This is a genomic window from Carnobacterium iners, assembly GCF_900177385.1.
GTDB classification, from domain to species: domain Bacteria; phylum Bacillota; class Bacilli; order Lactobacillales; family Carnobacteriaceae; genus Carnobacterium_A; species Carnobacterium_A iners.
The window spans coordinates 1,957,732-1,971,555 of the sequence record NZ_FXBJ01000002.1; the positions used below are offsets into that span (position 1 = coordinate 1,957,732).

8 protein-coding genes and 1 pseudogene are annotated in these 13,824 nt (G+C 34.9%); 1 reads left to right on the forward strand and 8 read right to left on the reverse strand.

The window, feature by feature from the left end; all coding sequences use genetic code 11:
• Positions 1-16: 16 nt before the first annotated feature.
• Together B9Y54_RS09365 and B9Y54_RS09370 are read right to left on the reverse strand one after the other, a co-directional pair.
• A complete protein-coding gene (locus tag B9Y54_RS09365) occupies positions 17-508 on the reverse strand; it encodes a DUF3013 family protein (RefSeq protein WP_085560008.1) in 492 nt (163 codons plus the stop codon).
• A 473-nt stretch (positions 509-981) separates the two neighbouring features.
• Positions 982-2,088: an IS4 family transposase gene (locus tag B9Y54_RS09370; RefSeq protein WP_085560009.1), complete on the reverse strand. Its 1,107-nt coding sequence runs from the start codon at positions 2,086-2,088 to the stop codon at positions 982-984.
• A gap of 1,207 nt (positions 2,089-3,295) precedes the next feature.
• On the opposite strand from B9Y54_RS09370, the gene ltrA reads away from it, so the two are divergent.
• Positions 3,296-4,579, forward strand: coding sequence for a group II intron reverse transcriptase/maturase (ltrA, locus tag B9Y54_RS09380; RefSeq protein ID WP_085558608.1), 1,284 nt, complete (start codon positions 3,296-3,298; stop codon positions 4,577-4,579).
• On the opposite strand, the gene B9Y54_RS09385 is transcribed toward ltrA, so the two are convergent.
• From B9Y54_RS09385 to dnaK, 6 genes and pseudogenes are all read right to left on the reverse strand, one after another.
• Positions 4,538-6,349 (reverse strand): Na/Pi cotransporter family protein, encoded by a 1,812-nt coding sequence (locus B9Y54_RS09385; protein ID WP_234987892.1) that lies wholly within the window; start codon positions 6,347-6,349, stop codon positions 4,538-4,540. The genes ltrA and B9Y54_RS09385 overlap by 42 nt on opposite strands.
• A gap of 159 nt (positions 6,350-6,508) precedes the next feature.
• A pseudogene (locus tag B9Y54_RS09390) lies at positions 6,509-7,693 on the reverse strand (pyridoxal phosphate-dependent aminotransferase).
• 56 nt (positions 7,694-7,749) lie between these two features.
• Positions 7,750-8,484, reverse strand: coding sequence for a hypothetical protein (locus B9Y54_RS09395; protein ID WP_085560011.1), 735 nt, complete (start codon positions 8,482-8,484; stop codon positions 7,750-7,752).
• Between the two features lie 196 nt (positions 8,485-8,680).
• Positions 8,681-10,507, reverse strand: a complete 1,827-nt coding sequence (gene lepA, locus B9Y54_RS09400; protein WP_085560012.1) for a translation elongation factor 4 — start codon at positions 10,505-10,507, stop codon at positions 8,681-8,683.
• A 137-nt stretch (positions 10,508-10,644) separates the two neighbouring features.
• Complete coding sequence (gene dnaJ, locus B9Y54_RS09405) at positions 10,645-11,832, reverse strand: molecular chaperone DnaJ (RefSeq protein WP_090005096.1); 1,188 nt, start codon at positions 11,830-11,832, stop codon at positions 10,645-10,647.
• Between the two features lie 134 nt (positions 11,833-11,966).
• Entirely contained in the window at positions 11,967-13,793 is a 1,827-nt protein-coding gene (dnaK, locus tag B9Y54_RS09410) for a molecular chaperone DnaK (protein ID WP_085560014.1), read from the reverse strand.
• Positions 13,794-13,824: the final 31 nt, after the last annotated feature.

The window sequence follows — 13,824 nt, forward strand, 5'->3', positions numbered from 1 at the left end:
AATCGTTTATTCATTACTAGAATTTTGGATATAAAACTTTTTCTGTATTGTAGCGATTAGTCTCTTTTAATGTTTGAATCGTCTGATCAAAATTAGCTTGATTCCATTCCATTTCAAATGTTTCAATAGTAGGATCTGTAGTAAAATCTAATAGATCTGATTGTCCTTCTGTAACAATGATTCTGAGCATTTTTACAAAAGTATTTATATAACCCTTTTCGATTCCTTGCTTAAAATCAAAAGGAATCGTTGCTAAATAGTCCTCTGCTATTATTTTTGATTTTTCAGGATTATAAAAACAAATCGCATCCTCAAACTGAATAATATTTTCTGTATTTACTTTTCCTTCAACATCTTGGATAACTAAATTAGAATCTATTTGTGCATAAATCGTAAAGGAAACTTCAATTGCATGTTGTCTTTTTTTCCATTCAATAGACCAATCAAAGTCTAAGTTAGCCTCACTCATTTCACTATCTAGGTAATCAATCATATCTTGTTTTGCCATTTCAATTCCTCATTTCTCTTAATTGCATGCTCAAAAGTTGTTTTTCAACCAGATCATTTATCTAACTTTTCTTTTTTCTGAAATGTAAGGATTTCCAGACACAGTATAACGTAATATTTGTTCATATCCTTTTATTAGGAATACCATTTCGAGCAGATCTCCTTTATTTTTTCAAGGTTTTTCTCTTAGTGAGCTAGATGCAAGGGATTTCTTGTGATTAATGTACCGTTATCGGTTTGAGCTTTTCCCATTACTCTTATTAACTTACTTGGGCTATTCGTCAGCAATAGTCCCTTTTTATTTTATCAGTTCAGTTCACTAGTGTTGCATAAACATAGCTTAATTTGACCTCATTTCTTGTTTTTCTGAAAAAAGGCAAAAAAAGGGAGTGCTTACGCAAAAGATGACTATTTCCAGAAAATTTTGCTTATTCAATTGATTCCATTACCAACGGACACCCTTTCTTTAAGGATCTAAGTCGGTATCAAAAGATTAAACCATTCTTCTGCCGGTTGAAATAACAGATAACGAAAAAATCGTTTGATTTGGAAAACAGACTGGTTACTTTTTGTTTTTAACTGAATCAAATAGGTTAATAAACTGGCAATCATGGCTAAAATCAGCTGATTGACAACCCCTTTTTCACTTCTTGAAAAAAACTTTTTAATCGTCATATGTTGTTTAATATGCTTGAAGAACAGCTCTATTTGCCAACGTGCTTTATACATTTCTGCAATGTCAGTAAAGGAGCAGTCAAAACGATTGGTAATAAACTGGAGAGTTTTCCCCTTTTTATCTTGAACGGTTACTAAACGAAATCTGGACGTTAGATGGTTCTGAGCACCTAATGCGACCATTTGGTCGCTGATAACGGACTCACTCTTGGAAGCTACTAATGGTTCTAAAACATGAACTTTTGTATTCTTTTTGATTCTTGTCACAAAGAAGTAGCCCTGCGAGTGCATCGTATCTAATCGTTCAAAATCAAGGTAACCGCGATCAAACACATAAGTCGCTTCAGGTTGATTAACCAATACTTCTAACTGATTTGTATCGTGCTCGACGGCGTTAGTCAGTGTAAATTCATCTGGGTAAAGATGGTCATTATCCATAAAGCAGAGTTTTAAGTGAAGCTTAACTCCTGATTTTGTTTTACGAAAATCAGCCCATTGATAAAGGTTTTGGTTAAGTGAAAACGTCGAAGAATCAATTAGGTAGAGACTATTTCGTTTCGTTACGGGCCTTTTATTTTTAGCCTGACTAACTAGCTGACTAAAAATGGCTAAAAGAATCTCTGAATCTATTTTTGAGAGAGTTCTAGAGAGCTGAGAATAACTGATACTAGTCATACCCATTTCTTTTTGAAGTTCTTTCGAAACAAAAGCCGCATCCATCTCTCTAAGACTTTCTTTTTCGTCATTGATTCCATGAAGAAAAAGTTGAAGAGCTTGAGAGAAACTAAGTTTCTTATGGTATTTATCAAAGTCAACAATCTTTTTTTGAATAGGGCTTGGTAAAAGATTTAGCTTAATGGAAGAAAACCATTTATTAAAAGCAGAATTTGTTTTATACTTATCCATGTGTTGGGTCCTTTTTATTGGTCTTGGATGAGTCATCTGAGTTCAGTATAAAGGACTTTTTTGCATATTGGAATAATATAAACAAATTTGTGAAACACATAATGTTTCATGCAACACTAGTGAGTTCAGTTCTAATATAAAGTTCTGCTATCCGGATTAAACTAGTGTATGGTACAACTATTTTTTGTAGCACTAAATTTAATATCTAATGAGTTTTCATAGAGTAAGATGGCTTATTCCCGCTCTTTTATACGCAGAAAGTAATCTTGGTCTTTTTTCAATACATACTGATGTACTGCTTCGTCAATTTATCCAAAATATGCTTCAGTTTCTACAATTCATCCTGAAGAAGTTCCTTATTTAGGTTTTTTAACCATAAGACATCTTAATAAATGTCAAGTACTTTCTTTTGTTGTTTTAATTGAATCAGGCCAAAAATCTATTTAAATTTACACCTATCCAAAATAAATAACTAGTCTTTCACTTTAAGTATACAACAAATAGCAGACATTCGTAAATAAAACAAAATAGAACGATAATTTCAAGATAAACTCATTAAATCATACAAAAAAGGAACAAAAGGTTTTTACTTTTGCTCCCTCTTTTGCACTATTCTAATTTATTTTTCAATAAGAATCGTTACAGTGATTTCTAACTTTATTTATAAAAAATTTAATCGTTATCAAAAGAAAAGAATTTTTCTTTTGTTTTTTGTTCGCCCAGCATGGGCAAACTCTAACAGGTGAAAGTCCTGAGTGCGACCGATTAGCGGTAAGCATGTAGCTAAAAGCAAGGGTGTCCACCGTGAGGTGGAATCTGAAGGAAGCTCGAGGCAAATCTCTGGTCTGACGAACAGAAATCATATAGGAGGCAGTGCACGAGGATAAGGTTGCAAAAGAAGCTGAAGTCCAATAGCTAATGTATCAATCGTGTGATGTAGATATGGCAGATAGATGGAGAGAAAGAGTTCGCACCTTAACTGGGGAGGTCTTCTGTTCTTATTTCAAAAACTTGTAGTGATACAAGCCTGAGACAGGAGAAGTCAGCAGAAGCCGTAGTAGTGAAGACAGCTAGTGAAAGTTAGACAGAGCGAAGGGCTGAACCGTTTTATCGTTATGGAAATCAATATTGGAAGAGGAAATAGACCGCTGGTCAAAAGACGAGAAAGTGGATACCGACTTCACGAGAAGGAAAGGAAATAACAAACATGTATGAAAGAAAAATCCTTGAGCGTATCTTAGATAAAGAGAATTTGACTGTAGCATTCGAACAAGTAAGACGAAATAAAGGTGTCGCAGGTGTGGATGGCATGACAATTGACGAGCTAGGAATATATTTTCTTCGAAACAAAGAAGAAGTTATGGCTCAGATTCGTCAAAGAAACTACCAAACCTCACCCGTTCTTCGAGTGGAGATTCCTAAACCAAATGGTGATGTTCGTTTACTAGGAATCCCGACAGTTAAAGACCGTATGATTCAACAAGCCATTGCACAAGTATTGACTCCCTTATTCGATAAAGGTTTTAGTAACTATAGTTACGGTTTTCGACCAAACCGTCAAGCTGAAATGGCGATTAATCAGGCGTTAGTGTACTTCAATGAAGGATATGACTGGATTGTTGATATCGATCTTGAACGTTTCTTTGATACGGTGCAACATGACCGATTGATGAATTTAGTCTCTAGAACAATCTCCGATGGAGATGTAATTTCGCTGATTCGTAAATTTCTTGTCAGTGGAGTACAAGTTAATGGGATTATTCAAGATACTAGCATTGGAACTCCGCAAGGAGGGAACCTTTCACCGCTATTGAGCAATATCATGCTTAATGAACTTGATAAGGAACTGGAAAAACGAAACCTCCGTTTCGTTCGTTACGCTGATGATTGTATCATTATGGTTAAGAGTGAAATGTCAGCGAGAAGAGTGATGCGTTCCGTTACAAAATTTATCGAAGAAAAGTTAGGATTGATTGTCAATAGTACAAAATCTAAGATTACGAAGCCAAATAATCCAGAAATGAAATTTTTAGGATTCGGTTTTTACCGAGATTTTAATAAGAAAACCTATCAAGCGAAACCACATAAAATCTCAGTAGAAAACTTTCGATATAAACTTAAAGTACTTACACGTAAGAATTGGAGTATTGATACGAAATATCAAGTGGAACGACTGAATCAAGTGATTCGAGGGTGGATAAACTACTATAAAATAGGTTCAATGAAAAGCATTTTAAAGAAAATTGACTCTCATTTGAGAGTCCGTCTCAGAATGTGTATTTGGCATAAATGGAAAACAGCTAAGAATCGGCGAAAGAACTTAATAAAATTAGGGATGGACAAATACAGTGCCTATAAAAATAGTCACACTAGTAAGGGTGTCGTACGTATTGCCTATTCTTGGATTTTAACAACGACTATCACAAACAAGAGACTTGCCCAATTTGGCCTAGTCTCTTGTGTAGAGCATTACGATAAAATACATGTTTAGTATAAAATGGAACCGCCGTATACCGAACGGTACGTACGGTGGTGTGAGAGGTCGGAGCCGTGAGGCTCCTCCTACTCGATCAAAAGTCTCTGAAATAGTAAGGAAAGATTGTTTACTATCTACATGACGAGCAATTTTAACAGAATGATCTCCTATACGTTCTAAACTCGAAACAATATCAATAAATAAAATGCCGTCACCAGATCGCTCAGTTCCGTTATTTACTGATTCAATATATTTCTTACGCATCTTAATTTCCATTTTATTGATTAATGGATCTTGACTAATCACTTTATTAGCTAATTCTTCATCATCTTCTTCGTATGCGAGAATAGCATTTTTCACGATAGATTCTACCATTTCAAACATATCAATGACATCTTGGTCGTAAAGGAATGGTTTTTCACCATTTGTACGTCCTTTTTCTTTGTTTTTAGATTTCTTTTTCTTTTCTATTTTAATAATAGCTTTTACATTGTTAGCAATATTTTCACTATGGTCTCCTATGCGTTCTAAGTATTTCATAACATCAATTAAAGCACTTAGCTCATTCGATTCAGCTACCGTTAATTTTTCCGCGGAAATAACCATTAGGTATTCAGTCAATCGTCTATCAATATTATTAACAGCTTCTTCTAAATTTACTACTGTACTCAAATCATTATCCTTTTGTTCTCGATAATAACTAAAGGAATGCTGGAATTCTTCGATAGCAAATTTGCTCATCTGATTGATTTCTAATTTAGCTTGATTTAATGCTAAATTAGGTGAAATTCGGATAAATTTTGTATCTAAAGTAGTTGTGTCGTACTCTACTATGGCATCTTTTCCAGGTATAATTCTTTCCATTAACCTAGCAATATTATTAATAAACCAAAATTGAATCAAAACATTTCCTATATTAAACAGGCCATGAGCAAAAGCAATTTGCAATGCAGGATTTAAATTAAGCATTTGGCCAAACCAAACAACTAGTCCGGTGAATGGATTTAGAAATATTAAGAAAATAACGGTTCCGATAACATTAAATAGTACATGCGCACCGGCAGTTCTTTTAGCGGCAGTACTTGCTCCAATTGTTGCTAGAATCGCTGTAATCGTTGTCCCAATATTATCACCAAATAAAATTGGCAATACAGCATCCAAGGAAACGCTTCCCTGCATGTAAAGTTTTTGTAAAATACCTACCGTTGCGCTAGAGCTTTGCATGATAAGAGTCATTCCTGTTCCAGTGAAAGCTGCTAGAATAGGGTGGTTAGAAAGATTAACCATTAAATTAGTAAAGGCTGGTAAATCTTCAAGGGGAGCCATCCCGCTACCCATTAATTCTAATCCATAAAATAACGCACCAAAGCCAAACATAATCTGTCCAGTATTATTGATTAGTTGCTTTTTAAAGAAAAAGAGCAGGATTGCACCAATTCCTAAAATAGGAAGAGCATATTCTCCAACATTAATTCCTATTATAAATGCAGTAATTGTTGTTCCTATATTAGCTCCCATGATAACTCCAATAGCTTGACGAAGCTTCATAAAGCCGGCACTAACTAAACCAACAGTTAAAACGGTTGTTCCAGAGCTACTTTGAAGCAACACTGTAACAAGTACACCAGTTAAAACAGCTTTTAAAGGGGTAGATGTAAAGCGATTTAGCAAATCTCTTAAACTATCCCCCGCAGTTTTTTTTAGTCCATCGCCCATAATCTGAATCCCAAACAAGAAAATTCCTAGTCCCCCTAAAAATTGGGACACCATTAATTGTACATCCAAAACTTTTCCTCCATTCGAAAAGAAGCTTTCAAAAAAGCGTTTTCAACTCACACTTAAACTTCCTTCTCTATTATCCAGAAACAACCTCTATTAATCAATAGTTATTTTTATTTAAGTTTTTTATAATATAAAATGTTTTCGTAAAATATTTTAATTCTGTTAACTACTTAAAGTTATCTGATTGTTTTCTATATACTCTGTTAATTTTTCCATCGCTGTTATTAAAGTCACCATACTAGCAGCATAACTAATTCGAACATACCCTTCACCGCCTGGACCAAATGAGTCACCTGGAATAAGGGCTAGTTTACTTTTTTTAGCTAGATCTAAACAAAATTCCGTACTATCTTGACTATAGCAATCAGGTATTTTAGCAAATATATAGAATGCTCCATTTGGTTTAGGACAAGTAAACCCAAGTTTCTGTACGCACTCGTAGACATAGTCTCGTCGTTTTAAATAGTCAACTTTCATTAATTATGCATCATTTTTACCATCTCTGAAAGCGGCTAAGGCTGCTTTTTGTGTCATAGTTGCAGTAGAAGTTATAAGAAATTGATGTACTTTATTAATTTCTTGAATCAGCTCCGTTGGGCCACAAAGTAACCCAATTCTCCAACCTGTCATAGCATGAGATTTAGAGACACCGTTTATCAATAAAGTTTGTTTTGGTAAAAATTTAGCAATTGAAACATGTTTACCATTATAGGTTAGCTCACTGTAAATCTCATCACTTAAAACAATTAAATCGTGTTTTTTTAGTTCATTAGCTAATTGACTAACCTCATCTCTAGTATAAGTAACTCCTGTTGGATTATTTGGGTAGTTTAGTACGATAGCTTTTACGCTTTTGCCGTGCTCTAATAAAGCATTTTTTACCATTTCTGGCGATAGGATAAAATGATTACTTGAAGTATCAATAAATATAGGGGTACACCTACTTAGTATCGTAACAGGTATATACCCAGGGAAAATAGGTGTTGGAATTAATACTTTTTCACCAGGATTTAAGATTCCAAATAATGCAGCATAAATGGCTTCTGTAGCACCTGCTGTAACTAAAATTTCTGATTCCGGATTATAATCTAAATCATATTTTTCTTTTAAAAATGAAGCAGCTGCTTCTCGCAACGGAAATTCTCCTACAGTTGGTGCATAATGTGTATGATTTTCTTTTATAGCATTTATTCCAGCTGTTTTTATATGTTCTGGAGTATTAAAATCAGGTTCACCTAAAGTTAACTTTGTTATGCCAGGTATTAATGAGACTTCTGCATCAAACTCCAAAATTGAAGAGGGTTCGATTAAAGATAGTTGTTTATTTAAATGATTAGCTATTACTATTCCTCCTAAAAGTTAGTGATAATTTTCTTACAATTAATTTTTGTGAAAATAGATAGTTAAATTAATAATAATAGTAGAGTATATCCTATTACGCCTAATAAAAAACTGATTAAGCTGCTTTCTTTTTCTTCTGGTAATTCTTCTTTTAAAGCATTTAAGACAATTCCGCCAATTATAAAAGCTTGTAGGATAGATAATACAAACTCATTTACTTCGGTCAATACACCAATAAGCCAGCCCATTATAGGAGCTAGTATTAAAAAATACCTTCCATATTGATCGTATACTTTTATGTGATCTCTTCTGAGCGACCAATCATTCGTTATGAAATGAACACTCAGTGCTAAGAAGTAAAATAGTATTCCATAAGAATTTTCGAACGGTTCTTTAACTAGTAGATAGCCAATAATTGTATTATAAACGAAAAATGCACTCATATGAATCCAAAAGACAGATAAATCGGCTTTCGTCTTTTCATTTAATTGCAAATCATTTTTACTTCTCTTTGCCAAACGTTCTAAGGAGTAGAATAATACTAAGCCTAATAAGGCGATAATATAAATATGATTTTCTATATTACGCCAAATACTATTTTCTAAACGAACGAGTAAAATTAATTGGTACTCGTTTAGCTTAGGGAGCAAGTCAACAAAAACATAAGAAACTGCAACGCCACTAGAAAAAGATAAAAACTTACTACGGGGCGCTTTATCTGCAAATTGCATATATTTTGAAAAGTAATGAATCAAGGTAAATCCTATAACACAGATAAAACTAATGAAGAGATCCATTAAAAACATCCTTCCAGGTTTACTCAAAGTTACTTTTTTGATGACTAATCATTTATGAATCCAGACAGCACTTATTTTACCGCAATAAAAAAACTTCTAATAAAGATTTACATCCATCTTTTATTAGAAGCATCATGTTAAAACTATTTCTGTATCTATTCTTTATTTCTTTATTTCTTTCTACCCATTAAAATCGTTATTTCTCGTCATCAATCTTAAGAACGGACATGAATGCCTCTTGAGGAATTTCAACAGATCCAACTTGTTTCATTCTTTTCTTACCAGCTTTTTGTTTTTTTAGTAATTTTTGGCGACGGGTAACATCTCCACCATATAATTTTGCCGTTACGTCTTTACGTAATGCCTTAATGGTTGAACGAGAGAGTATTTTACTCCCAATAGCTGCTTGAATTGGAATTTCAAACTGCTGTCTTGGAATGATACTTCTCAATTTTTCAACAATTGCTTTACCCCGATTGTAAGAAAAATCATTATGGACAATAAAACTTAATGCATCCACGTTTTCTCCATTTAACAGAATATCCATTTTTGCTAAACGACTCACTCGATAACCAATCATTTCATAATCTAAAGAAGCATAACCTTTTGTGCTAGATTTCAACTTGTCAAAGAAATCATAAACAATTTCAGATAGAGGTATTTCATAAACAACATTGACTCGATTGTTATCTAAATAGTCTAATGCAATAAAATTACCACGTTTATGCTGAGATATTTCCATAACGGTTCCTACATAATCATTTGGAACCATAATATTTGCTTTTACATAAGGTTCTTCAATTGACTCAATGACGCCAGGTTCTGGCATATCAGCTGGGTTTGAAACAACCAATTGTGTTTGATTCGTCAAGTTAACATGGTAAATTACAGAGGGTGCTGTTGTAATCAAGTCTAAGTTAAACTCTCTTTCAAGTCGCTCTTGGACAACGTCCATATGCAGTAGACCTAAAAATCCACATCTAAAGCCAAAGCCTAACGCTTGAGAAGTTTCAGCTTCAAACTGTAACGCCGCATCATTTAATTCTAATTTCTCTAGCGCTTCACGCAAATCAGTGAAACGTGATGAATCAACTGGGTACATTCCACAATAAACCATAGGATTCATTTTTCTATAACCAGGCAACGATTCTGGTGCTGGGTTATTTGCTAAGGTTATCGTATCTCCAACACGAGCATCTTGAACTGTTTTGATATTGGCTGTTACATAACCAACATCACCTACCATTAAAAAGTCTCTTTTAATGGGTTTTGGTGAGAAAACGCCAACTTCTGCTACTTCAAATGTTTTATTCGTATTCATTAGTTTCATTGTATCGCCCGGCTTGATAATGCCGTCCATGATACGAACGTTTAAGACAACGCCACGGTAAGAATCATAAGCTGAATCAAATATAAGCGCTTTTAATGGAGCGTCTAAATCGCCATCTGGTGCTGGAATTTTTTCGACAATTTGCTCTAAAATATCTTCAATTCCAAGACCGATTTTAGCACTAGCTAAAACAGCTTCACTTGCATCAAGGCCAATAATATCTTCAATTTCTTTTCTAACTCTCTCAGGATCTGCAGCTGGTAAGTCAATCTTATTTATAACAGGAAGAATTTCTAATTCATTGTCCAACGCTAAATAAACATTCGCTAATGTTTGAGCTTCTATTCCTTGTGCAGCATCTACAACAAGCACTGCTCCTTCGCAAGCAGCTAAACTTCTTGATACCTCATAGGTAAAATCAACGTGACCTGGTGTATCAATTAGATGGAAAGTATATGTTTCTCCATTTTTAGCTATATAATTTAATTCTACTGTATTTAATTTAATGGTTATGCCTCTTTCACGCTCTAAATCCATCGAATCCAATAGTTGTTCTTGCATATCACGGTCTGCTACAGTACGCGTCATTTGTAAAATACGATCCGCTAAAGTAGATTTACCATGATCAATATGAGCGATAATAGAAAAATTTCGCATATTTTTTTGTCTTTGGATTAGTTCTTTTTTATTCATCTAATTAATGCCTACTTCCATGTTTTATTCCAAAAAGTGTCACTTTAAATTATAACAGTGAAACTGCTGAATTACAATGTTTAGAACAAGTGCTTTAGCGTAAAAAAGAAGCCTAGAAAGTTTTCTAGGCTTCTTTTTTATTTTCTATCTTTTTTAAATACGTCTTTTACTTTTCCAAAAAGTGACTCATCTTGCTCTGTCACTTCGATACCACTTTCTTTTGCATAATCACGCAAAATCCGTTTTTGCTCTAGAGATAGATCTTTTGGTGTAATGAGTTTTATCTTAACGTGTTGATCACCATTACCAGCTCCTCTTAAACGCGGAGCCCCTTTACCTTTCAGTCTAAAGTTGATGCCTGTTTGAGTTCCCGCTGGAATTTTCAATTTAACTTTTCCATGAACAGTTGGAACTTCAACCTCATCGCCTAATGCTGCTTGGATAAAACTTATAGGTAATTCATAGTAAATTTCTGAACCATCGCGATCAAATAAATTACTTGATTTAACATGGAATACAACATATAAATCTCCATAAGGTCCGCCATTTTTTCCTGCTTCACCTTGGCCATTCAATCGCATTTGATTACCATCTTCGACACCTGCTGGAACCGTCACTTTTACAGAATGTCTTTCTTTTATCCGTCCTGAACCATAACAAGTTGGACATTTCTCTTTAATTTCTTTACCTGTTCCTCCACAAACATCGCATGTTTGGCGAGTCATTACCCGGCCAAGCGGTGTGTTGCGTTCTACGTTTAATGTTCCTGAACCATGACATTTAGAACAAGTTACTGGGTGACTTCCTGGTTTAGCTCCATCACCATGACACGTTTTACATTCTGCTTCCCTGTTGTATTGAATCGTTGACTCTTTGCCGAAAATAGCTTCTTCAAATTCTAAGTCCATTCGATATTGTAAATCTTCACCTTGTCTTGGAGCATTAGGGTTAGCTTTACGACCGCTTCCACCAAAGAATGATTCAAAAATATCTTCGAATCCACCACCGCCGAATCCACCACCGCCGAATCCACCACCGCCGAATCCGCCGCCGCCGCCGAATCCACCACCAAAACCGCCGCCACCATTACCAAAATTAGGATCGGTACTAGCGTGTCCGTATTGGTCATATGCTGCTCGTTTATTGCCATCGCTCAACACCTCATACGCTTCAGTAATTTCTTTAAACTTTGCATCTGCATCTGCTGCTTTATTTATATCTGGATGAAATTGTTTCGATAGTTTACGGTAAGCTTTTTTTATTTCTGGATCTGTAGCACTTTTTGATACGCCTAAAATTTCGTAATAATCTCTTTTTGCCATAATATCCCTCCATCGTCACAAAGATAACTCTTCATAGAATACGATTACTAAAACTCAACTTCAAGAGCATATCATATCTAGAAGAAAAAGCCAAAAGCATTTTGCCTTGGCTTTTACTTTATCCTCTTATTCGTTGCTTATTTATTATCGTCTACTTCTTCAAAATCAGCATCGACAACGTTGTCATCTCCACTTTGTTCTGCTTCTGGTTGTTCTTCAGATTGAGCTTGAGCAGCTTGTTCATAAAGTTTAACAGTTAAAGCTTGAACGATTTCGTTTAATTCGTCACGTTTAGTCTTCATAGCTTCTAAATCATTTGCTTCGACGGCCGCTTTTAATTCATCACGTACGCCTTCGGCTTTTTTAACTTCTTCTTCATCTACTTTTCCTTCTAATTCAGCTAACGTTTTATCTACTTGGAATAACAATTGGTCAACTTCGTTACGTAAATCAACTTCTTCTTTACGTACTTTATCCGCTTCAGCATTTGCTTCAGCATCTTTAACCATACGTTCGATCTCATCATCAGACAGACCAGATGATGATTTAATCGTAATCGTTTGTTCTTTTTGAGTTCCTAAATCTTTTGCACGTACGTTAACAATTCCGTTTTTATCAATATCAAATGATACTTCTATTTGCGGAATGCCACGTGGGGCAGCAGGAATATCTGTTAATTGGAAACGACCGAGTGTTTTATTATCCGCGGCCATTGGACGCTCACCTTGCAAAACATGTACGTCAACTGCAGGTTGGTTATCTGCTGCTGTTGAGAATACTTGAGATTTAGTTGTTGGAATCGTTGTGTTTCTGTCAATTAATTTTGTAAACACACTACCCATAGTCTCAATTCCTAATGATAATGGCGTAACATCTAATAAGACGATATCTTTAACATCACCAGTAAGAACACCAGCTTGAATAGCAGCTCCCATAGCAACTACTTCGTCAGGGTTAACTGATTTATTTGGTTCTTTACCTGTTTCTTTGCGAACAGCTTCTACTACTGCAGGAATACGAGTAGATCCACCAACCAAGATAATCTCATCTACTTCAGAAGCAGAAAGACCAGCATCTTTTAGAGCTTGACGAACTGGATTTTTTGTACGCTCTACTAAATCGTAGGTTAATTCATCAAATTTAGCACGTGTTAAGTTAATTTCTAAGTGTAAAGGTCCTGCTTCTCCAGCTGTAATAAATGGTAAGCTGATTTGAGTTGACGTTACACCTGATAAATCTTTTTTAGCTTTTTCAGCTGCATCTTTCAAACGTTGAACAGCCATTTTATCTTTTGCTAAGTCTATGCCATTGTCTTTTTTAAATTCTGCTACTAAATAAGCAATAATTTTTTCATCAAAGTCGTCTCCACCTAAATGGTTATCTCCGGCCGTTGAAAGAACATCAAACACACCGTCACCTAATTCAAGAATAGAAACGTCAAAAGTACCACCACCAAGGTCAAATACAAGTACTTTTTCCTCTTTATCTGTTTTATCTAAACCATATGCTAACGCTGCCGCAGTAGGCTCGTTAATAATTCTTTCTACTTCTAGTCCAGCAATTTTACCAGCATCTTTAGTTGCTTGGCGTTGTGCATCGTTGAAATAAGCAGGAACAGTAATAACAGCTTTATCTACTTTTTCTCCTAAATAACTTTCAGCGTATCCTTTTAAGTACTGTAAGATTGTTGCTGAAATCTCTTGGGGAGTATATTTTTTACCATCAACGTCAACAGAATAACCCGCTTCACCAATATGGCGTTTAATCGACCCAATTGTGTTTGGATTTGTAACAGCTTGACGTTTTGCAACTTCCCCTACTTGCATCTCGCTATTTTTGAATGCAACAACAGAGGGAGTTGTTCTGTTTCCTTCTGGATTTGCTATAATTTTAGCTTCTCCACCTTCTAAAATAGCTACTGCTGAATTTGTTGTACCTAAGTCAATACCAATTATTTTACTCATCGTTAATTACCCCTTTTTATTATAGTTTATT

Excerpts from the sequence above, each read along its gene's own strand:
- B9Y54_RS09365 (WP_085560008.1), bottom strand. The coding sequence starts at position 508 with ATGGCAAAACAAGATATGATTGATTACCTAGATAGTGAAATGAGTGAG.
- B9Y54_RS09370 (WP_085560009.1), bottom strand. The coding sequence starts at position 2,088 with ATGGATAAGTATAAAACAAATTCTGCTTTTAATAAATGGTTTTCTTCC.
- ltrA (WP_085558608.1), top strand. The coding sequence starts at position 3,296 with ATGTATGAAAGAAAAATCCTTGAGCGTATCTTAGATAAAGAGAATTTG.
- B9Y54_RS09395 (WP_085560011.1), bottom strand. The coding sequence starts at position 8,484 with ATGGATCTCTTCATTAGTTTTATCTGTGTTATAGGATTTACCTTGATT.
- lepA (WP_085560012.1), bottom strand. The coding sequence starts at position 10,507 with ATGAATAAAAAAGAACTAATCCAAAGACAAAAAAATATGCGAAATTTT.
- dnaK (WP_085560014.1), bottom strand. The coding sequence starts at position 13,793 with ATGAGTAAAATAATTGGTATTGACTTAGGTACAACAAATTCAGCAGTA.